Below are 23,472 nucleotides of genomic sequence, written 5' to 3' on the forward strand. Positions count from 1 at the left end.
ACGACCATCACCATCCACCAGAGAGGCAGCCCACCCGATGCAGGAAGGCACCACCCCCGAGCCCGCCGACGAAGGCGAGCAGCCGGTACAGCTGTTCGACCCGGCCGTGCTGGCGGACCCGCACGGCTTCTACCGGGGCCTGCGCGCGAAGGGGCGCACCTGGCACACCGCCATCCCCGGCGCCGGGGTCGACGTGCACGCCCTCATCCACTTCGAGGACGTCCGCGCCGGGCACGTCGACCGGCGGCTCAGCAGCAACTTCCGCCCCGACTCCCCCGCCCGGGCGAACGAGCCGAAGCCGGAGAAGCCCGGCATCTTCGACGTGGTCGGCCAGCACATGGGCAACTGCGACCCGCCGGTCCAGACCCGCCTGCGCAAGCTGGTCGGTCAGGCGTTCTCCGCCCGGCACGTCGAGCGACTGCGTCCGACGGTGGAGCAGCGCGTCGACGAGCTCCTGGACGCCATGGCCGGCCAGGACGAGGTCGACCTGATGGACGCCTTCGCCTGGCGGCTGGCACTCTCGATGATCTGCACGATGCTCGGGGCTTCCGCCGAGGACGAGGCGGTCTTCCGGGGCTGGTCGGACTCGTCCCGCGGGATCGAGACCGAGCGGTCGCGCATCGAGATCGCCACCGCGATCGCCGAGCGGATGCAGGACCTGCTGGACTCCCGACGCGCCGAGCCGAAGGACGACCTGCTCAGCGTCCTGGTCCAGGCCCGGGAGGACGACGACCGGCTCACCGAGCAGGAGTTGCTCTCGACGGCGTTCCTGCTGCTGGCGGCCGGCTACGAGTCGGTGGCCGGGCTGATCGGCAGCACCGTCCTGGCGCTGCAGAACCATCCGGAGCAGGCCGCGCTGCTGCGGGAGAAGCCGGAGCTGCTGCCGAACGCGGTGGAGGAGGTCCTGCGCTACGAGAGCCCGGTGATCCTCAACAACCTGCGCTTCGTCGCCGAGGACATGACCATCGGCGACACCGAGATCAAGAAGGGCGACCTCGTCGCCCTGTCGCTCGGGTCGGCCAACCGGGACGAGCAGCGCTTCCCGAACGCGGAGCTGTTCGACATCACCCGGGACACCTCCGGTCACCTGGCGTTCGGCCAGGGCATCCACTACTGCCTGGGCGCGCCGCTGGCCCGGATCCAGGCGCAGACCGCGGTCGGCCGACTGCTGCAGCGCTACCCCGACCTCAAGCTCGCGGCGGACCCGAAGGACCTGGGCTGGCTGCCCACCCCGATCTCCCGCATCCTGCGCACGCTCCCGGTCGCCCTGGGCCCTGCCGCGCGCTGAGACCGCGACCAGATTCCCACCATGACGACGCCGTGCCGGACCCCGCGGGCCCGGCACGGCTTCCGGCCTCGACGGATTTGAGGGACTTCCGCACCATGTCCGACCATCACGACTCCGCACTTCCCCTGACGTCCGCGCAGGCCGGCATCTGGTTCGCCCAGCAGCTCGACCCGGCCAACACCATCTACAACACCGGCGAGTTCCTGGAGATCCACGGCCCCGTGGACCCCGAGCTCTTCGAGACGGCGCTGCGCCGGACGGTCGCCGAGGCCGAGACCCTGCGCGCCCGGTTCAGCACCGACGGCCGCACCGCCGTACAGACCCTCGATCCCGACCCCGCGTGGTCCCTCGATCTCGTCGACGTCAGCGCCGAAGCCGATCCGGTGGCCGCGGTCGAGGCCTGGGGCCGCGCCGACCTGGCCGTGCCGCTGGACCTGGAGAGCGACCGGCTGTTCCGCTTCGCCCTGTTCCGGGCCGCCGACGACCACTGGTTCTGGCTGCACCGCTACCACCACATCCTGGTGGACGGCTTCACCGTGGCCATGATCGCCCAGCGGGTCGCCCAGACGTACTCCGAGCTGGCCGCGGGCGGGCCGATCGGGCCGAGCCCGTTCGCCCCGCTGGCCGACCTGCTGGCCGCCGAGGCCGAGTACCTCGCCGGCGACAAGCACGAGCGCGACCGCGCCTACTGGAACGGCGCCCTGGCCGACCTGCCGGAGGAACTGCCCAGCCTCTCCGGCACCACCCCTCGCACCGCCCGCAGCCTGGAGCGGCGCACCGTCCACCTGGACGCCGCAAGCGCCGACCGGCTGCGCGAGACCGCCCGGGAGGCCGCCGTCACCTGGCCGTCCCTGATCATCGCGGCCACCGCGCTGCAGTTGCAGCGGATGACCGGCGCGCCCGAGGTCGTCCTCGGCCTGCCCGTCACCACCCGCCTGGGCGCGGTCGGCCGCAAGGTGCCCGGCATGGTCTCCAACGTGCTGCCGCTGCGGGTGACCGTGCGCCCCGACATGACGGTCGCCGACCTGCTGCACCACGTCTCCGCGCAGATGCGCAACGCGATGCGCCACCAGCGCTACCGCTTCGAGGAGATGCGCCGCGACCTCAGACTCCTCGCCTCCGACCAGCCGTTGGTCGGCCCGCAGGTCAACATCATGATGTTCGACTACGACCTGACCTTCGGCGGGCACGCCTCCACCGGCCACAACCTGGCGATCGGCCCCGCCGACGACATGTCGGTGATCGTCTACGACCGCACCCGCGACGGCGGGCTGCGGATCGACTTCGACGCCAACCCCGAGCGCTACGGCCCCGAACTGGCCGACCACCAGGAGCACTTCCTCACCCTGCTGCAGAACCTCTCCACCGTCGGCCCCGACACCCTGCTGGGCCGCGTCGACCTGGTGGGCGAGACCGAGCTGCGCCGGATCCTGGTCGAGTGGGGCGGCGGCGAGGAGGACACCGACGACCCCGCCGCCACCACCCTGCCCGCGCTGTTCGAGACCCGTGCCGCGGCCTTCCCCGATCGCACGGCCGTGGTGTGCGGCGAGGAGCGGCTGACGTACCGGGAGCTGAACGAGCGGGCCAACCGCCTCGCCGCGGAGCTGACCGACCGGGGCGTACGGCCCGAGCAGTTCGTGGCGATCGCCCTGCCCCGCGGCACCGAACTGGTGGTCGCCCTGCTCGCCGTGCTCAAGGCCGGCGCCGCCTACCTGCCGATCGACCCCGACTACCCGGCCGACCGGATCGCCTACATGCTCCGGGACGCCGCCCCGACGCTGCTGCTGACCGCCACCGGCGTCGAGCTGACCGTCCCCGAGGACGTCGAGGTGCCCCGGCTGGACCTCGACGCCGCGGACACCGCCGACCGGCTGGCCCGTCACCCGGCCCACGACCGGGCCGCCGTCGCCGAGCCCCGGAACCCGGCCTACGTCATCTACACCTCCGGCTCCACCGGCCGTCCCAAGGGCGTCGTGGTGCCGCACCGCAACGTGGTGCGCCTGTTCGGCGCCACCGACCACTGGTTCGGCTTCGGGCCCGACGACGTGTGGACGCTGTTCCACTCCTACGCCTTCGACTTCTCCGTCTGGGAGCTGTGGGGCGCCCTGCTGCACGGCGGCCGGCTGGTCGTGGTGCCGTTCGCGGTCAGCCGCTCCCCCGAGGACTTCGTCGCGCTCCTGGAGCGCGAGCGGGTCACGGTCCTGAACCAGACGCCGTCCGCGTTCTACCAGCTGGTCCAGGCCGAGCGCCGCCGCCCCGAGCCGGCGTCGCTGGCCCTGCGGGCCGTGGTGTTCGGCGGCGAGGCGCTGGAGCTGAGCCGGCTCCAGGAGTGGTACGACCGCCACCCGGACACCGCGCCGCTGCTGATCAACATGTACGGCATCACCGAGACCACCGTGCACGTCAGCTACGTGGCGCTGGACCGCGCGACCGCCGCCGCCGGGCGCGGCAGCGTCATCGGCCGGGGCATCCCGGACCTGCGGGTGTACGTGCTCGACAGCGCGCTGCGCCCCGCCCCGACCGGCACCGCCGGGGAACTGTACATCGCCGGCGAGGGCCTGGCCCGCGGCTACCTGGGCCGCCCCGCGCTGAGCGCCGAGCGCTTCGTCGCCGACCCCTTCGGCGACCCCGGTACCCGGATGTACCGCTCGGGCGACGTGGCCCGCTGGGCCGCCGACGGGCAGCTGGAGTACCTCGGCCGCGCGGACCAGCAGGTCAAGATCCGTGGCTTCCGGATCGAACTGGGCGAGGCCGAGGCCGCCGTCCTGTCCCACCCGCTGGTCGCCGAGGCCGCCGTGGTGGTCCGCGAGGACCGGCCCGGTGACAAGCGCCTGGTCGCCTACCTGGTGCCCGAGCCCGGGCAGCGGCCGAGCACCGCCGACCTGCGCGACCACGCGGCCGCCGGCCTGCCCTCGTACATGGTCCCGGCCGCCTTCGTGCAGCTCGACGCCCTGCCGCTGACCTCCAACGGCAAGCTCGACCGCAAGGCGCTGCCAGCGCCCGAGATCACCGTCACGGCGTCCGCCCGGGAGCCGCGCACCGAGCGCGAGCGGGTGCTGTGCGAGCTGCTCGCCGACGCCCTCGGCCTGCCCGGAGTGGGCCCGGACGACAACTTCTTCGACCTCGGCGGCGACAGCATCATCGCCATCCGGCTGGTCAGCACCGCCCGCGAGCGGGGGCTGGTGCTGCGGACCCGGGACGTGTTCGCGGGCAAGACCCCGGCCGCGCTCGCCGAGGCCGCCGAGGAGGGCATCGAAACCCCCTTCGACGCCGGTTCGGACGACGGGACCGGCGAGGTCCCGCTGACCCCGATCGTGCACTGGCTGCGCGAGCGCGGCGGACCGATCGACGGCTACCACCAGTCCATGCTGGTCACCGCACCCGCCGAGCCCGGCCGCGAGCGGCTGGCGGCGGCGCTGCAGACCGTCCTGGACGCCCACGACGCACTGCGGCTGCGGCTGTCCCGCACCGCCGGGGACACCGAGTGGACGCTCACCGCCGGCCCGCGTGGCAGCGTCGCGGCCGCCGAACTGCTGCGGCACGTCGACGCGACGGGCACCGACACCGCCGGCCTCGCGGCGCTCATCGAACGCGAGCACGCGGCCGCCGTCGCCCGGCTGGCCCCGACCGAGGGCGTGATGCTGCAGGCCGTCTGGTTCGACGCCGGGCCCGGCCGGACCGGCCGGCTGCTGATCGTCGCCCATCACCTCGTCGTCGACGGCGTCTCCTGGCGGATCCTGCTGCCCGACCTGCGGCAGGCCTGGGAGGCCGCCACCGCCGGCACTCCCGCGCCGCTGCGCGCCACGACCTCGCTGCGCGGCTGGGCCCGACGCCTCACCGAGCTCGCCCAGGAGCCCGCGCAGACCGCCGAACTCTCCCGCTGGACCGACCAGTTGGCGGCCCCCGACCCGCTGCTCACCGACCGGCCGCTGGACCGGGCGCGGGACACCGGGGCCACCGCCCGTACCCTCACCCTCACTCTGCCCGCCGCCGTCACCGAGGCGCTGCTGACCCGCGTTCCCCCGGCCTACCACGCCGGGATCAACGACGTGCTGCTCACCGGACTGGCCCTGGCCGTCGCCCGGTGGCGCGAGAGCCGCACCGGCAGCCGGGACACCGCCGTCCTGGTGGACCTGGAGGGCCACGGCCGCGAGGACCTCTTCGACGGCGTCGACCTGTCCCGTACGGTCGGCTGGTTCACCAGCATCTTCCCGGTGCGCCTGGACCCGGCCACCACGGACCCGGGCACGGCCCTCAAGCGGGTCAAGGAGCAGCTGCGGGCCCTGCCGCTGGGCGGCCTCGGCCACGGGCTGCTGCGCCACCTCAACCCGGAGACCGCCGGGGCCCTGGCCGGCCTGGCCACCCCGCAGATCGGCTTCAACTACCTCGGCCGCTTCGCCGGTTCCGCGGCCGGCGAGGACACTGCCTGGGCGCCCGCCCCCGAGGGCGGTCTGCGCGGCGCCGCCGACCCGGCGATGCCGGTGGCCCACGCCATCGAGGTCAACGCGCTCGCCGAGGACCGTGCCGAAGGACCGCGGCTGGTCGCCCACTGGTCCTGGCCGGACGCGGTGCTCCCCGAGCGCGAGCTTCGCGCCCTCGCCGAGGGCTGGTTCGAGGCGCTGACCGCGCTCGCCGCGCACGCCGACCGCCCGGGCAGCGGCGGCCGCACCCCCTCGGACCTGCCGCTGGTCCCGCTCGGCCAAGCCGACATCGACGAACTGGAGGGCGCCTTCCCGCAGTTGGCCGACGTGCTGCCGCTCGCGCCGCTGCAGGAGGGGCTGCTGTTCCACACCCTGTACGACGACCAGGCGCCGGACGTGTACTGCGTCCAGTTCCTGTTCGAGCTGGCCGGCGCCGTCGACACCGCCGCGCTGCGAGCCGCCACCGACGCCCTGCTGCGCCGCCATCCCAACCTGGGCGCCGGGTTCCGCCTCACCGGGGCGAACACACCGGTCCAGATCTACCCGGGCGCCACCGAGGTGCCCTGGGAATTGCTCGACCTGACCGCGCTGCACGGCGAGCGGCAGGACGCGGAGCTCACCCGGATCCTCGACGAGGACCGCGCCCGCCGCTTCGACCCCGCCCACCCGCCGCTGCTGCGGTTCACCCTGGTGCGGCTGGCCGCCGAGCGCAGCCTGCTGCTCTTCACCAGCCACCACGTGCTGATGGACGGCTGGTCGATGGCCGCGCTGGTGCGCGAACTCCTGTCCCTGTACGACACCCGGGGCGACGCCGCGGCACTGCCGCGCGTCACCCCGTACCGCGACTACCTGGCCTGGCTGGCCCAGCAGGACGAGCCGCCCGCGCGGCAGGCCTGGGCGGCCGCGCTGGACGGCGTGACCGAGCCGACCCTGCTGGCCGGCGCGGCCGCCGCCGGCGTCGCCGCGCCCGAGCAGCTGATGGTCGAGCTGCCCGAGGAGTTCACCGCGGAGCTGACCGCCCGCGCCCGCTCCTGCGGCCTGACCCTCAGCACCGTTCTCCAGGGCTCGTGGGCGCTGCTGCTCGCCCGGCTGACCGGCCGCGACGACGTGGTGTTCGGCACGACCGTCTCCGGGCGGCCACCGCAGATGACCGGGATCGAGCACACCCTCGGCCTGTTCATCAACACCCTGCCGGTGCGGCTGCGGCTGGCCCCGGGCGAGACCCTGCTGGAGACGCTCACCCGGTTCCAGGACGAGCAGTCGCAGCTGATGGACCACCACCACCTCGGGCTCGCGGAGATCCAGCGGCTCACCGGACTCGGTGAACTCTTCGACACCCTGGCGGTGTTCGAGAACTACCCGCTCGGCTTCGCGGACCTCGCCTCGCCGTCCGGCAGCCTGCGCGTCACCGACGTGGACGGCCGCGACGCCGCCCACTACCCGCTCACGCTCACCGCGATCCCCGGCACCCGGATGCGGCTGCGCCTGCAGTACCGCCCCGACGTGTTCGGCCGCGCGGAGGTCGAGCGGATCGCCGACCGGCTGCGGCAGCTGCTGGCCACCGTGGTCGCTGCCCCGGAGCAGCGGGTCGCCCGCACCGACGCACTGGCGCCGGAGGAGCGGCACCGGCTGCTCGTCGAGTGGAACGCCACCGAGCGGCCGGTCGAACCCGCCACCCTGGCGCAGCTGGTCGAGGCCCAGGTGGCCCGCACGCCCGACGCCGTCGCGGTCGACTTCGAGGGCGGCACCCACACCTACGCGGAGCTGAACCGGAGGGCCAACCGCCTCGCCCGGCTGCTGGCCGCCCGGGGCCTGGGGCCGGAGCGCACCGCCGCGCTGCTGCTGCCGCGCTCGGCCGACCTGGTGGTGGCCGAGCTCGCCGTCCTCAAGACCGGCGCCGCGTACCTGCCGGTCGACCCGCAGCACCCGCTGGACCGGATCGTCTTCATGCTGGAGGACGCCCGCCCGGCCGTCGTGCTGACCGCCGGCGACCTCGGCGCGCTCTCCCCGGAGGGCACCGGCACGGCCGACCGCTCCGAGACGCTGTGGCTGGCGCTCGACGACGCCACGACCCTGGCCGAGCTGGAGCGGCAGGGCGACGGCGACCTGACGGACGCCGACCGCACCGCGCCCGTGTCCGTCCTCAACACCGCGTACGTCATCTACACCTCCGGGTCCACCGGGCGCCCCAAGGGCGTCGCCGTCACGCACAGCGGTCTCGCGAGCTTCTCCGCCGCCGAGGCCAGGCGCTTCGACGTCACTCCGGACAGCCGGGTGCTGATGTTCGCCTCGCCGAGCTTCGACGCGTCGGTGCTGGAGCTGTGCATGGCCCTGCCCGCGGGCGCCGCCCTGGTGGTGCCCCCGGCCGGGCCGCTGGCCGGGGAACTCCTCGGCGAGGTGCTCGCCGGGCGGCGGATCAGCCACACGCTGATCCCGCCCGCGGCCCTGGCCGGGCTGCCCGCCGCCGGGTTCCCGGAGCTGCGCACCCTGGTCGTCGGCGGTGACGCCTGCTCGCCGGAACTGGTCGCGGCCTGGGCGCCGGGCCGCCGGATGATCAACGCGTACGGGCCCACCGAGGTCACCGTCGCCGCGACCATGAGCGCCCCGCTCACCCCGGACGGCACCGCGCCCTCGATCGGGGGCCCGATCGACAACACCCGGGTCTACGTGCTCGGGCCGGACCTCGCCCCGGTGCCGGTCGGCGTCGCGGGCGAGCTGTACGTCACCGGCGCCGGCCTGGCCCGCGGCTACCTGGGCCGCGCCGGGCTGACCGCCGAGCGCTTCGTCGCCGACCCGTTCGGCGCCCCCGGCACCCGGATGTACCGCACCGGCGACCTGGTGCGCCGGCGTGCGGACGGTGACCTGGACTTCCTGGGCCGCACCGACGAGCAGGTGAAGGTCCGCGGTTTCCGGATCGAGCCGGGCGAGATCGAGACGGTCCTCGCCGCCCACCCCGCCGTGGCCCGGGTCGCCGTCGTGGTCCGCGAGGACGCCCCCGGCGTCAAGCGGCTGGTGGCCTACGCGGTGCCCGCGGACGGCGCCGGGCTCACCGGGGCCGAGCTGCGCGTCCACGCGGCGGCCGCACTGCCGGAGTACATGGTGCCCTCGGCCTGCGTGGTCCTGCCCGCGCTGCCCCTCACCCCGCACGGGAAGCTGGACCGCAAGGCGCTGCCGGCCCCCGCGTACGAGGCGGCCGGCGACGGCCGGGCACCGGGCAACCCCACCGAAGAGCTGATGTGCCGTCTGTTCGCCGAGGCCCTCGGGCTCGACCGGGTCGGCACCGGCGACAGCTTCTTCGACCTGGGCGGGGACAGCATCGTCTCCATCCAGCTCGTCACCCGGGCCCGCCGCGCGGGCCTGGTGTTCACCCCGCGCGACGTGTTCGCGCACAAGACTGTGGAGGCACTGGCCGCCGTGGCCCAGACCATCGACGAGGACGCTCCCGACACCCCGGCGGACGACGGCATCGGCGCCGTGTCGCTGACCCCGATCGTCCACTGGCTGCGCGAACGCGCCGCCCCCATCGACGCGTTCAGCCAGTCCATGCTGCTGCGGGTGCCCGCCGCGCTCGACCTCGCGCAGCTGCGGACCGCGCTCCAGGCCGTGGTCGACCACCACGACGCGCTGCGCCTGCGGCTGACCCGTACCGGCGGCATCATCTGGGGCCTGGAGACCACCGCCCGCGGCTCCGTCCCGGCGGCCGAGGTGCTGCGCCACGTCCCGGCCCACGACCTGGACGAGCAGGCGCTGGACGCCCTGATCGCCACGGAGGAGGAGGCCGCCCGCACCCGGCTGGCCCCCGAGGCCGGCACCATGCTGCAGGCCGTCTGGTTCGACGCGGGAGCGGACCGCCCCGGCCGGCTGCTGCTCGTCGCCCACCACCTCGTGGTCGACGGCGTCTCCTGGCGGATCCTGTTGCCCGACCTCGCCGAGGCGTGGCAGGACGCCGCGCAGGGGCGCGCCCCGCGCCTGCAGCCGGTGGGCACCTCGCTGCGCCGCTGGTCCGAGCAGCTGACCGCGCTCGCCCAGGACCCCGCCCGGCTGAACGAACTGCAGTTCTGGGCCGAAGCGGTGGGCGCCGGCGACCCGGCCCTGGCCGACCGCCCGCTCGACCGCACCAAGGACGTGGCGGCCCACGCCCGTTCGATCAGCCTCACGCTGCCCGCGGAGCTCACCGCCCCGCTGCTCACCACCGTGCCCGGCGCGTTCAACGGCCGGGTCAACGACGTGCTGCTGACCGCGCTCGCCCTCGCCGCCGAGCAGTGGCGCGTCCGCCGCGGCCGCGACGCCGACGGCACCCTGCTGGTCGACCTGGAGGGGCACGGCCGCGAGGAGATCGTGCCGGGCGCCGACCTCTCCCGCACCATCGGCTGGTTCACCAGCCTCTACCCCGTCCGGATCGCCCCCGGCCCGGTCGAGTGGGCCGAGGCGCTGGCCGGCGGCGACGCCCTCGGCGCGGCCGTCATGCGGGTCAAGGAGCAGCTGCTCGCCGTCCCCGACAACGGCATCGGCTTCGGCCTGCTGCGCCACCTCAACCCGCAGACCGGCCCGATGCTGGCCACCCTGCCCGCGGCGCAGATCGGCTTCAACTACCTCGGCCGCTTCGCCGCGCAGAGCCCGCTGGGCGTGCCCGGCTGGGAGACCACCTCGGGCGACGCGCTGGGCGGCTCCGGGGATCCGGCGATGCCGTTCTCGCACCCGCTGGAGCTGGTCGCGCTCACCGAGGACCGGCACGACGGCCCGCACCTGACCGCGACCTGGACCTGGCCCGACGGCCTGTTCGGCGAGGAGGACGTGCGCGAGCTCGCCGAGGCGTGGTTCGCCGTCCTCACCGCCCTGGTGGGCCGCACCGGGCGGACCGACCGGGCCGCGCTGACCCCCTCCGACCTGCCGCTGGTGCGGATCGGCCAGGCCGAGCTCGACCGGCTCCAGGCCGGCGGCGAGCTGGCCGACGTCCTGCCGCTGGCCCCGCTGCAGGAGGGCCTGCTCTTCCACTCGCTGTACGACGACAGCGGCCCGGACGTCTACAACGTGCAGCTGCTCTTCGACCTCGAGGGGGAGCTGGACGCCGAGGCCCTGCGCGCCTCCGCCCGCGCCCTGCTGGCCAGGCACGCCTCGCTGCGCGCCGGATTCGTCCAGGAGGGCCTGGAGCAGCCGGTGCAGGTCGTGCTGCGCGAGGTGCCGCTGGAGTGGCACGACCACGACCTGACCGCGCTGCCGCGGGAGCGGCACGCGCGGGAGGTCGAGCGACTGGTGGCCGAGGACCGGGAGCGCCGCTTCGACCTGGCCCGCCCGCCGCTGGTCCGCTTCACCCTGATCCGCACCGGCGAGCGCAGCCACCGGCTCGTGCTGACCAACCACCACATCCTGCTGGACGGCTGGTCCGTCCCGCTGCTGGTGCAGGAGCTGTTCGCGCTGTACGCGCGGCGCGGCGACGGCTCCGGCCTGCCGCCGGTACCGCCGTACCGCGACTACCTGGAGTGGCTGTCCGGGCAGGACCGCGGCGAGGCCGAGCGCGCCTGGACGGTGGCCTTGGAGGACGTCACGGAGCCGACCCGGATCGCCCCGTACGTGCCCGGGCGGGCGGCGGTGCTGCCCGAGCGGGTGACCGTCGACCTGACCGAGGAGCTGACGGCGGCGCTGGGCGCGCTGGCCCGACGCCTGGGCGTCACCGTGAACACCGTCCTGCAGGGCGCCTGGGCGCTGCTGCTGGGCCGTCTGACCGGGCGCGACGACGTGGTGTTCGGCACCACCGCGGCCGGTCGGCCGCCGGAGCTGGCGGACGTGGAGCGGATGGTGGGGCTGTTCATCAACACCCTGCCGGTCCGAGTCGCCGTCGACCCCGCCGAGCCGCTCCAGGACCTGCTGGTGCGCCTGCAGGGCGACCAGGCGGACCTGCTCGGACACCAGCACCTGTCGCTCACCGACATCCAGCGGCTCACCGACGGCGGTGAACTCTTCGACACCCTGGTGGTGTTCGAGAACTACCCGCTGGACCCGAGCGTGCTCGACCTGCCGGGCACCGGGCTGACGGTGGTCGGTGCGGAGGGCCGCGACGCCACCCACTACGCGCTCTCGCTGATCGCCGTCCCCGGCGCGCGACTCAACCTGCGCTTCAACTACCGCCCCGACGTGCTCACTCCGGCGCGAACCGAGGAACTGGCCGAGCGCCTGGTACGGCTGCTGGAGACCGCCGTCGCCACCCCGGAGCTGCCGGTCGGCCGTCTGGAGACGGTCGCCCCGGACGAGCTGGACCGCCTGCTGGTCGAGTGGGGCGGCGCGGACCGGAAGGCCGTCGCCGCGCCGCGGGCCACCCTCGCCGAGCTGTTCGAGGCGGCCGTCGGCCGCGACGGCGACCGGGTCGCGGTGGTCTGCGACGAGCAGCGGCTGACGTACGCGGAGCTGAACGCCCGGGCCAACCGGCTGGCCCGGCTGCTCGCCGCGCACGGTGCCGGCCCGGAGCGCTTCGTGGCCGTGGCCCTGCCGCGCGGCGTGGACCTGGTGGTCGCGCTGCTCGCCGTGGTGAAGGCCGGCGCGGCCTACGTGCCGGTGGACCCGGACTATCCGGCGGACCGGGTGGCCTTCATGGTCGCCGACTCCCGGCCCACGCTGGTGCTCTCCGCCACCGGCGTCGCCACCGACCTCGCCGAGGGCGTGGCCCGGATCGACGTCGACGCCGCCGACACGGCCGCCGCCCTGGACGGGCTCTCGCCCGAGGACCTGCGGGACGGCGAGCGCACCGCGGTGCTGTCCGCGGCGAACGCCGCCTACGTGATCTACACCTCCGGGTCGACCGGCCGTCCCAAGGGCGTCGTGGTGCCGCACGGCAACGTGACCGGGCTGTTCGGCGCCACCGACCACTGGTTCCACTTCGGCGCCGACGACGTCTGGACGCTCTTCCACTCCTACGCCTTCGACTTCTCCGTCTGGGAGCTGTGGGGCGCCCTGCTGCACGGCGGCCGCCTGGTCGTCGTCCCGCACACCGTCTCCCGCTCGCCCGAGGAGTTCCTGCGGCTGCTGGTGCGCGAGCGCGTCACCGTGCTCAACCAGACCCCGTCCGCCTTCTACCAGTTGGCGCAGGCCGACGAGGAGGCCCCGGAGACCGGCCGGCAACTGAGCCTGCGCCACGTCGTCTTCGGCGGCGAGGCGCTGGACTCCCGCCGCCTGGCCGGCTGGTACGAGCGGCACGCGGACGACGCGCCCCGGCTGGTCAACATGTACGGGATCACCGAGACCACCGTGCACGTGACCCACACGGAACTCACCGAGGCGGACGCCGCCGGCGCCGCCCCGGGCGGCATCGGCAGCGCCATCCCGGACCTGGCGCTGTACGTGCTGGACTCCGCGCTGCGCCCGGCCCTGCCCGGGGTGCCCGCCGAGCTGTACGTGGCGGGCCGCGGCCTGGCCCGCGGCTACCTGGGCCGCCCCGGCCTGAGCGCCGAGCGCTTCGTCGCCGACCCGTTCGGCGCCCCCGGCACCCGGATGTACCGCACCGGGGACGTGGTGCGCTGGAGCGGGGACGGCCGGCTGGAGTACGTCGGCCGTGCCGACGACCAGGTCAAGATCCGCGGCTTCCGGATCGAACTCGGCGAGGTCGAAGCCGCCGTCGCCGCCGCTCCCGGCGTGGGCCAGGCCGCCGTCCTCGTCCGCGAGGACGTTCCCGGGGACAAGCGCCTGGTGGCGTACGTGGTGCCGACCGCGGGCCGCACACCCGACCAGGCCGGTCTGCGCGCCGCCGTCGCCGACGCGCTGCCCGACTACATGGTGCCCTCGGCCTTCGTCGTCCTGGAGACCCTGCCGCTCACCTCGAACGGCAAGCTGGACCGCCGGGCCCTGCCCGCGCCGCAGCTCTCCCACGGCGCCGCCGGCCGCCCGGCCCGCACGCCCGAGGAGGAGATCCTCTGCCGGCTCTTCGCCGAGGTGCTGGGCCGGTCCGAGGTCGGGATCGACGAGAGCTTCTTCGACCTGGGCGGCCACTCGCTGCTGGCGACCAAGCTGATCAGCCGGGTCCGCACGGCCTTCGACGCCGAGGTGCCGATCCGGGTGCTGTTCGAGGCGCCCACCGTGGCGGCACTGGCCGAGCAGCTCGGCGTCGCCCACCGGGCCCGCACGGCGCTGCGCCCGATGCCGCGCCCCTACGACGTCCCGCTCTCCTTCGCCCAACGCCGGCTCTGGTTCATCAACCGCTTCGACGGGCAGAGCTCGACCTACCTGATGCCGTACGCGATGCGGCTGACCGGCGCACTCGACCGGGTGGCCCTGCAGGGCGCGCTGGACGACCTGGTCGAGCGGCACGAGAGCCTGCGCACCCTGTTCCCGGAGGTCGCCGGGGTGCCGCGCCAGCGCGTCCTGTCGCTCCAGGAGGGCAGGGCCGAGCTGCAGGTGCGGGAGCTGACCGAGGAGCAGCTGCAGGAGGCGGTGACCGCCGCCTCGACCCGCGGTTTCGACCTGGAGGCCGAGACCCCGCTGCGGGCCCACCTGTTCGTGCTGGGCCCCGACCGGGCGGTGCTGCTGCTCGTCCTGCACCACATCGTCGCCGACGGCTGGTCGCTGGTCCCGCTCGCGAACGACCTCACCGCCGCCTACGCCGCCCGTCGCGCGGGCGACGCCCCCGGCTGGGCCCCGCTGCCGGTGCAGTACGCCGACTACACGCTGTGGCAGCACGAGCTGCTCGGCTCCGAGGCCGATCCGGACAGCCAGATCTCCAGCCAACTCGCCTACTGGACCGATCAGTTGACGGGGATCCCGGACGAGCTGGAGCTGCCCGCCGACCGCCCGCGGCCGGCCGCGCCGAGCTACCGCGGCGGCGGTGTGCTGCTCTCCGTCAAGCCGGAGACCCACCGGGCGCTGACCGCGCTGGCCCGGGAGCGCGGCGCCACCCTGTACATGGTGCTGCAGTCGGGCATCGCGGCACTGCTGACCCGGATGGGCGCCGGCACCGACATCCCGATCGGCAGCGCCATCGCGGGCCGCACCGACGAGGCGCTGGACGAGCTGGTCGGCTTCTTCGTCAACACCCTGGTGCTGCGCACCGACACCTCCGGCGACCCGAGCTTCCGCGAGCTGCTGGAACGTGTCCGGGTCACCGACCTGGCGGCTTACGCCCACCAGGACATGCCGTTCGAGCGGCTGGTGGAGATCCTGAACCCCGCCCGGTCCACGGCCCGGCACCCGCTCTTCCAGGTCGCGCTCGGCCTGGAGAACAACGACAAGGCCGACTGGCGGCTGGACGGCCTGGAGTGCGTCCCGCAGCCGATCGGCATGCAGGTGGCACGCTTCGACCTGCTGTTCAGCTTCCGCGAGGCGCTGTCGGCGGACGGCACCGGCGAGGGGTTGGACGGCTACATCGAGTTCAGCACCGACCTGTTCGACGAGGCGACCGTGCAGCGGCTGGCCGAGTGGTTCGTCCGACTGCTCGACGGCGCGGCGGCCCGGCCCGACCTGCCGATCGGCCGGATCGCCCTGCTGGGCCGTGCGGAACGCGACGCGACGCTGCGGGAGTGGAACGACACCGCCGCCGACCTCCCGGTCGGCACGCTGCCCGAGCTGTTCGAGGCCCGGGTGGCGCTCGCCCCCGAGGCCACGGCGCTGGTCTACGAGGGCGAGCGGCTGACGTACGCGCAGCTGAACGCCCGGGCCAACCGGCTCGCCCGGCACCTGGCCGCCCGGGGCATCGGCGCCGAGGACCTGGTCGCGCTGGCGCTGCCCCGCTCGGTCGACCTGGTGGTCGCCCTCCTCGCGGTGTCCAAGACCGGGGCCGCCTACCTCCCGGTGGACCCGAGCTACCCGCAGGACCGGATCGGCTACATGCTGACCGACGCCCGGCCCGCACGGCTGGTCACCCGGTCGGCGACCGCCGCCGAGCTGCCCGAGGACGCCCGGGGCATCGCCCGCACTCTGCTCGACGACCCGGACACCGAAGCCGCGGTGGCCGCGCTCAGCCCGGCGGACCTGACCGACGCCGACCGGCGCGACGGGCCGCTCCGGCTGGGCAACGCGGCCTACGTCATCTACACGTCGGGGTCGACCGGGCGCCCCAAGGGCGTCGTGGTCTCGCACCGGGGCGTGTCGAACCTTGCGAGCGCGAAGCGCGAGCGGTTCGCCGTGACGCCGGACAGCCGGATGCTGCAGTTCGCCTCGCCGAGCTTCGACGCCGCGTTCTGCGAGCTGAGCGTCACGCTGCTGACCGGCGCCACCCTGGTGCTGGCGCCCGCCGAGCGGCTGGTGCCCGGCGTGGCCCTGGCCGAGCTGGTCGCCGAGACCGGCGCCACCCACGCCATCCTGCCGCCGGTGGCCCTGAAGGTCATGCCGGCCGACAGCCTGGGCTCGCTCACCACCGTGGCGGTGGCCGGCGAGGCGTGCTCCCCGGAGCTCGTCGAGACCTGGTCCGCGGGCCGCCGCATGATCAACGCGTACGGCCCGACCGAGATGACGGTGTGCACCACCATGAGCCGGCCGCTGGCCGGCGCGCAGACGCCGCCGATCGGCGCGCCGCTGCCCAACACGCGGGTCTACGTGCTGGACACGAACCTCCAGCCGGTGCCGGTCGGCATGGTCGGCGAGCTCTACTCCACCGGCGTGCAGCTGGCCCGCGGCTACCTCAACCGGCCCGACGTGACCGCCGAGCGGTTCGTCGCCGACCCGTTCGGCGCCCCGGGCGAGCGGATGTACCGCACCGGCGACCTGGTGCGCTGGCGGGCGGACGGCGAGCTGGAGTTCGTCGGCCGCGTCGACGAGCAGGTCAAGCTGCGCGGCTTCCGGATCGAGCCGGGCGAGATCGAGTCGCTGCTGCTGCGCCACCCGGCGGTCGGCCAGGCCGCCGTCGTGGTCCGCGAGGACCGCCCGGGCGAGCGCCAGCTGGTGGGCTACGTCGTGCCGATGGAGGAGGACGCCGCCGCCGAACGCGACGAGGAGCACGAGGGCGAGCAGATCGACGAGTGGCAGGTGGTCTTCGACGACGGCTACAGCCAGTCCGTCGACACCGCCTTCGGCGAGAACTTCACCGGCTGGGGCAGCAGTTACGACGGGCAGCCGATCCCGCTGCCGCAGATGCGCGAGTGGCGGGCCGCCACCGTCGAGCGGATCATGGCGCTGCGTCCGGAGCGGGTCCTCGAACTCGGCGTCGGCAGCGGCCTGATCCTCTCCCAGGTGGCGCCGCACGTCGAGGCGTACTGGGGCACCGACTTCTCCGACGCGGCGATCGAGACGCTGCGCGGCGAAGTGGCCGGGATCGACGCCCTCGCCGGCCGGGTGGAGCTGCGCACCCAGCCCGCCGACGACCTGAGCGGGCTGCCCACCGGGTTCTTCGACACGGTGGTGGTCAACTCGGTGGCGCAGTACTTCCCCAACGCCGACTACCTGGAGCAGGTGATCCGGCAGGCGCTCGACCTGGTCGTGCCGGGCGGGGCGGTGTTCCTCGGCGACATCCGCAACCTGCGGCTCCAGCGCTGCTTCCAGACCGGCATCAAGCTGCACGGCCCGGAGGCCACGCAGTCGACGGCCGGGCTGCGCCGGGCGGTTGAGCAGGGCGTGCTGATGGAGAAGGAGCTGATGGTCGACCCGGAGTACTTCCCCGCGCTGCGGACCTCCCGGGGCGGCATCGGCGACATCGACATCCGGATCAAGCGGGGCCAGTACCACAACGAGCTGACCCGCCACCGCTACGACGTCGTGCTGCGCAAGGACGGCGCGGCGCCGGCCGCCGAGGCGACCGTCCACTGGCGCTGGGGCGTCGAGGTGCTGGACGTCGAGCAGCTCACCAAGCGGCTGGCGAACGAGCGGCCCGCGCTGCTCCGGGTGACCGGGGCGCCGAACGGCCGGCTGGCCCGGGAGATCGGCGCGATGCGCGCCCTGGAGTCGGGCAGCCCGCTCGACGAGGTGGTCGCGCTCCACGCCGGGGGGCAACCGCTGCCGTCCGACATCGACCCGGAGCAGTTCCACCAACTCGCCGAGGACAACGGCTACTTCGCGGCCATCACCTGGTCCAGCGGGGCCGCCGACACCGTCGACGTGGTGTTCTCGCTGAGCCCGGACCTGCCCGGGGACGCGCTCTACCGGCCGGCCGGCGCGGCCACCGACCCGAGCGCCTGGGTGAACAACCCGATCGCCCGGCGCGACGTCGGCGCGCTCGCGATCTCCCTGCGCGACTACCTGCGGGGGCAGCTGCCCGACTACATGGTGCCCAGCGCCCTGGTGCCGCTGGAGGCCCTGCCGGTCACGCCCAACGGCAAGCTGGACCGCCGGGCCCTGCCGGCTCCGGACTACCTCGGGGTGTCCTCCGGCCGGGCGCCGAGCACGCCGAACGAGGAGGTCCTGGCGGACCTGTTCGCCACGGTGCTGGGGCTGCCGAAGGTGGGCGTCGACGACAGCTTCTTCGAGCTCGGCGGCGACAGCATCATCTCCATCCAGCTGGTCAGCCGGGCCCGCGCGGCGGGCCTGCTGATCACCGCCCAGGACGTCTTCACCCAGCGCAGCGTCGCGGGCCTGGCCCGGGTGGCGACCGAGGCGCCGGCGGACGGCGCGGACGACGTCGACCCGAGCGGCGCGGGCGAGGACGAAGACGGGATCGACCTGTCGCTGGTGGAGCTGTCCGAGGACGACCTGAGCCTGCTCGAGGAGTTCTGACAGCCCCCGCTCCCGGGCCGGCCGGCCGCCCACCGCCCGGCCGGCCCGGGAGCGGAACCCGCCCTGGCAGTTTCCTGCAGACGCGGTCGACAGTACGAAGGGCCCGACGCGATCATGTGCCGGGCCGTGTAATCGATGGTGGAGGGACAGGATGGAATACGCCATCCAGGTCGAGGACCTGACGAAGCGTTTTTCCGACACGCAAGCACTGGCCGGGGTGGATTTCACCGTCCGTCCCGGCACCGTGCTCGGTCTGCTCGGTCCGAACGGCTCGGGGAAGACCACGACGGTCCGCATCCTCGCGACCCTGCTGAAGGCCGACTCCGGCCGGGCACGGATCTGCGGGTACGACGTCGCCACGGAGGCCCACGAGGTCCGCAGCCTGCTCGGCGTCACCGGCCAGTACGCGGCGGTCGACGAGAAGCTGACCGGAATGCACAACCTCGTCCTGGTCGGGCGGCTGCTCGGCCTCTCCAAGTCGGCCGCCCGCCGCCGCTCCGACGAGCTCCTGGAGCGCTTCGGCCTCACCGACTCCGCGGGCAAGCTCGCCGGCAGCTACTCCGGCGGCATGCGCCGGCGGCTCGACCTGGCGGCGAGCCTGGTCGGGCAGCCCTCGGTGCTCTGCCTCGACGAGCCCACCACCGGCCTCGACCCGCGCAGCCGCAGCGCCGTCTGGGAGACCGTGCGTGGACTCGTCGCCGACGGTCTGACCGTGCTGCTGACCACCCAGTACCTGGAGGAGGCCGACCAGTTGGCCGACGACCTGGTCGTCATCGACCACGGCAAGGTGATCGCGCAGGGCACCGCCGACCAGCTCAAGGCGAAGGTCGGCGGCCAGACGGTGGAGGTCCGCCCGGCCGACCCCCAGCTCCTGGACGACACCCTGCGCCTCGTCACCGAGGTGATCGGCAACGCGGCCCCGAGCGTCGAGGGCGGGCTGATCACCGCGGCCACCCAGGACCCCTCCGTGCTTCCCGCACTGGTCAGGCGACTGGACGACGCCGGCATAGCGGTGACCGGGCTGGCCCTGCGACAGGCGAGCCTGGACGAGGTGTTCCTGACCCTCACCGGTGGATCCGACGAAGAGAAGAGGACCGTGGCATGACGACCGCGATGGGGACGGCACCGCTGGACCGGCCGCCGGTGCGCTCCCGGGTTTCCCCGGTCACCGCGTTCCGGCAGGGGCTGATCCTCGCCTGGCGCAACCTGGTCAAGCTGAAGATCTCACCCGCGCAGATCTTCGTCGCCGCGATCCAGCCGATGGTGCTGACGCTCCTGTTCGTGTTCATGTTCGGCGGCGCCATCCAGGGCAACCGGCACGACTACCTGCAGTTCGTCCTGCCCGGCATCATCGTCCAGTCGATGACGCTGCTGACCGCCAGCGTCGGCACGGGCCTGGCCACCGACCTCAACACCGGCATCTTCGACCGGTTCCGGAGCATGCCGATCGGCCGCTCCGCACCGCTGGTCGGCGCGATCCTGGGCGACCTGGTCCGCCACGTGATCTCGTTCGTCCTGGTGCTCGGCTTCGGGATGGCGCTGGGCTTCCGGATCACCACCGACCCGCTGTCCACGCTCGCCGCGCTCGCCCTGATCATGGTCTTCAGCTTCGCCATGTGCTGGGTGTCCGTCGTGCTCGGCCTGCTGCTCAAGACGCCGGAGGCGATGAGCTCGATCGGCATCTTCGCGCTGCTCCCGCTGACGTTCGGGAACAACACCCTCGTGGCGACCGACACGCTGCCGGGCTGGCTGCAGGCCTGGGTGAAGATCAACCCGGTCACCCACACCACCGACGCCGTGCGCGCCCTGCTCGCCCCCAAGGGCGCCGAGTCCGCCGCGTCCCCGGCGATCTACACGCTGCTCGCCTCGGCGGCCATCCTGGTGGTCGTCGTCCCGATCGCGCTCCGGCTCTTCCTGCGACGGAAGTGATGGCGGCCACCTGGGCCTTCGGGCTTCCCTCCTCCCCCGCGAGGGGGAGGCGCACACCATGCCGAGGGTGGACGTTCCGGGCCCAACCGCCTGGCCAGAATGGCATCATGAGCCGAAGCACCGAACCGAGCCCGTGGTACGTCGCCGCGTCACCCGCCATCAGCCGGGTGGCACTGGCGGGGATCGCCGGGAGCCTCCCCTATCTCGCGATGAAGCTCTACTGGACCTGGGGCGGCACGGTCGGAAGCCCGGGGAACCTCGCCGACCAGTTCCGCAAGAACGGCGCCCCCGAGTTCCTGGTCTGGCTGGAACGGCACGGCATCGACTTCACCGCGGTCGGCACGGTCCTCGGCATCACGCTGCTCGGCGCCCTGACCCGGCCCTGGGGCCAGACCTTCCCGCGCTGGGTGCCCCTCCTGCACGGCAAGCGCGTCCCCCGGTGGATCCCGCTGACCCCGGGCTGGGCCACCGCGCTGACCCTCGCGCCGTACGGGACGATGGGCGTGACGGAGCTCATCTTCGGCAACCTGAACGAGGAGAACCTCGCCGGCATGCCGAAGGGGGTCTACGTCATCGGCTTCGTCGGCTTCTTCAGCCTCGGCGTTTCGATCGCCGTGTGCACCGTGGCCTACCAGCGCCGCACCAGGCACGCCCGAGCACTGGCCCGCTGAGTCCGCTCGCCCCGCGCCCCTCGCCGATCGCGGCCGCTCCCTCCGGACGGCCGGGCGAGGGGCTTCGTGCCGTCCGGCCGTCCGATGGGCGGCGGCTCCCCCGGCGCGCCCCCGGGGATCTGACGGAGCGTCGGGCCGAGGTTGTTCCACGGCTGTGACACCGCGCGCACCGCGCCCTGACCTGGTGGTGCCACGCTCTGCGGGGAACGAGAACCACACCGAGGGGGCCCTGGAATGTCCGTGCGCAACAGATTCGGCACCGTCGCCGCGATCGCCCTGACGACCGCCGTCGGCGCGGTCCTGCTCTCCGCCTGCGGACCCGAGAACGCCGACCCGGCCCCCGGGGCCGGCGCCGCCGCGACGGGGGGCGCGGCGACCGGCTCGGCGGCGCCCGGCACGTCCGGCACCTCGGGCACGTCGGGCACCCCGGGCACGTCCGGCACTCCGGCGCCGGGCGGCAAGGAGGTCAACGGCACCTCCGCCGCCAACCACCTCACCATCAGCACCGGCACCCGGACCGTCGCCATGAACGGCACCACCGTCGACTTCGGCACCGTCGTCCGCGACCTCGCGTGGTCCCCGGACGGCAAGCGGGCCGCGTTCGTCAACGGTGACGGCGACCTCGTCACCGCCGACCCGGACGGCGGCCACAAGGTGGTCGTCGCCAAGAACCCGGGCGGCGAGACCTGGTCCCACCCCAGCTGGCAGCACGCCACCAAGGGCGCCGGCGGCGACGCCGTACCGAACGAGACCGAGCGGTTCGCCAACCTCGTCTTCGCCAGCGAGAAGGGCGGGGTGCTGCGGCTGAAGACCGTCCCCACCAAGACGGTCGGCGGCACCCCGGAGGTGCTGACCCCGAGCCGGTCCGAGGGCGGCGTCGAGGGCATCCCCCAGCCGCCCGAGACCGGCAACACCTGGGCCAACGCGGGCGGGCAGCGCGGCGAGGTCGCGTACGCCAACACGCCGGCGGGCGAAGTCTTCATCTACGACGACTACATCCGCCCCAACACCCGCGACATGGGCAAGGGCTCCCAGCCGGCGCTCTCGCCGGACGGCGGGCGCGTGGTCTTCGTCCGCTCGGTGAACGGCCACGACCACCTGTTCAGCCGCGGCACCGACGCGGACGGGAAAGAGAAGGACCTCACCCCGTCCGCCACCACCGACTACACCGAGCCCGCGTGGTCCCCGGACGGCAGGATCCTCGCCGCCCGCACCCCGGACGGCGTCGCCACCCTGCCGGCCGACGGCTCCGCCGCGCCGACGAAGGTCTCCACCGTCAAGGGGCTGCCCGCCTACCGGCCGTGAGTCCGTGTCGAGCCGCGGGCCAACTCGGCCCGCAGCTCGGCGAGGTGCTCGTCCGCCGACTCGTGCGGCAGGAACTCCACCAGGTCGAGGAAGCGGAACAGCACCCGGTCCTCGGTGACGGCGTACTCGTAGTCGCCGAAGCCGACCACCGCCCCCAGGCCGCCGCGCGCCGCCCCGCGCACGGCGGCCGCCACCAGCTCGTCCCCGCCGTCCGCCGCGCCCGCCCGCCGGCGGGCGTTCGGCCGCGCCAGGTACGGGCACACCATCGCGGCGTACAGCATGCAGGCCCGGTGCCCGGGGCCCTCCATGGTGGGCGCCAGGTTGCGGTACGGCCGGCCCTCGGCCAGCGCCGCCGCGATCGCCGCGCTCTCCGCGGGGCCGACCACCCGCCACACCGGGCCGCGGGGCAGGAACTCGCCGCAGACGGAACAGCGGCGCTCCAGCGCGCAGTCCGCGCTGCGGCCGTGGTCGGTCAGCGCGAACTGCGGCTCGCCGTCCTGCCAGGGCGTGATCGCCGGGACGGGGTAGCCGCGCCCGTCGCGGGGGCGCGCTCCCACCCCGTCCGGCATCGGCACGAGTTCGAATCTCACCCGCCCATCGATACCAGCCCGGCGCGCCGCCGGTCGAGCCCGGGGGCCGCCGCGGGCCGGCTCAGCCCCCCGCCTCCTGCACCAGCATCACCTTCCGCAGCAGGTCCGACAGGGTGCGGCGCTCCTCGACGGTGAGGACGCCCAGCAGGCGGTGCTCCTCGCGGCCGACGACGTCCAGGGCCTCGTGCCAGGCGGCGCGGCCGGCGTCCGTGAGGACGATGTCGACCTTGCGGCGGTCCTCGGTCGAGGGGGTGCGGGAGATGTAGCCGCGCCGTTCCAGGGCCTCCAGCCGGCCGGTGACGGAGGCCGGGGCGAGGTTGAGGTCGGTGCGCAGGTCGGAGGGGGCGGCGTGGCCGCCGCGGCCGGCGAGGACGTGCAGGGTGTCGAACTCGTGCTTGTGCAGGCCGTGTTCGGCAACGCCCTGTTCGCGGACGCGGCCGAGGTGGCGGACGAGGCGCTGCATGCGGGTCACCGCGCCCTCGATGTCGGGGTCGAGTTCGGGCAGCACCGGTTGCCAGCGGTCGACGTGGCCGTCCACCCAGTCGCGGGGGGCGGTCGGGTGTCGGTGCGGGTGCTCGGCCATGACAGGAGTGTACAAAGCGACAGATCTGCCGCCGCCAAAATATTCGTTGCCGAAATTTCGT

At 74.2% G+C, this 23,472-nt stretch carries 8 protein-coding genes; 6 read left to right on the forward strand and 2 right to left on the reverse strand.

What is annotated here, in order from left to right; genetic code table 11:
* The first annotated feature begins 37 nt into the window (after positions 1-37).
* The 6 genes from AB2U05_RS01440 (at position 38) to AB2U05_RS01465 (ending at position 22,238) form a co-directional block, all read left to right on the forward strand.
* The gene (locus AB2U05_RS01440; protein ID WP_045696007.1) at positions 38-1,288 is read left to right on the forward strand and encodes a cytochrome P450; all 1,251 of its coding nucleotides are present in this window, start codon (positions 38-40) and stop codon (positions 1,286-1,288) included.
* Between the two features lie 95 nt (positions 1,289-1,383).
* Complete coding sequence (locus AB2U05_RS01445; RefSeq protein WP_369182154.1) at positions 1,384-18,333, forward strand: amino acid adenylation domain-containing protein; 16,950 nt, start codon at positions 1,384-1,386, stop codon at positions 18,331-18,333.
* Between the two features lie 151 nt (positions 18,334-18,484).
* Positions 18,485-19,438 carry an ATP-binding cassette domain-containing protein gene (locus AB2U05_RS01450; protein WP_369182155.1) on the forward strand — a complete coding sequence of 318 codons (954 nt, stop codon included), beginning with the start codon at positions 18,485-18,487 and terminating at the stop codon, positions 19,436-19,438.
* A complete protein-coding gene (locus AB2U05_RS01455; RefSeq protein ID WP_045696001.1) occupies positions 19,435-20,262 on the forward strand; it encodes an ABC transporter permease in 828 nt (275 codons plus the stop codon). The genes AB2U05_RS01450 and AB2U05_RS01455 overlap by 4 nt, the downstream gene beginning before the upstream one ends.
* A gap of 107 nt (positions 20,263-20,369) precedes the next feature.
* Positions 20,370-20,933, forward strand: coding sequence for a hypothetical protein (locus AB2U05_RS01460; RefSeq protein ID WP_157882091.1), 564 nt, complete (start codon positions 20,370-20,372; stop codon positions 20,931-20,933).
* A gap of 240 nt (positions 20,934-21,173) precedes the next feature.
* Complete coding sequence (locus AB2U05_RS01465) at positions 21,174-22,238, forward strand: TolB family protein (RefSeq protein ID WP_369182156.1); 1,065 nt, start codon at positions 21,174-21,176, stop codon at positions 22,236-22,238.
* Here AB2U05_RS01465 and AB2U05_RS01470 read toward each other — a convergent pair.
* Positions 22,226-22,828 (reverse strand): hypothetical protein, encoded by a 603-nt coding sequence (locus AB2U05_RS01470; RefSeq protein WP_244178752.1) that lies wholly within the window; start codon positions 22,826-22,828, stop codon positions 22,226-22,228. The two genes, AB2U05_RS01465 and AB2U05_RS01470, sit on opposite strands and share 13 nt — an antisense overlap.
* Positions 22,829-22,889: 61 nt before the next feature.
* Complete coding sequence (locus tag AB2U05_RS01475; protein WP_045695996.1) at positions 22,890-23,411, reverse strand: MarR family winged helix-turn-helix transcriptional regulator; 522 nt, start codon at positions 23,409-23,411, stop codon at positions 22,890-22,892.
* Between the last annotated feature and the right edge of the window lie 61 nt (positions 23,412-23,472).

It is taken from the genome of Streptomyces sp. Y1, from assembly GCF_041053115.1.
Taxonomy (GTDB): domain Bacteria; phylum Actinomycetota; class Actinomycetes; order Streptomycetales; family Streptomycetaceae; genus Kitasatospora; species Kitasatospora rubellomurina.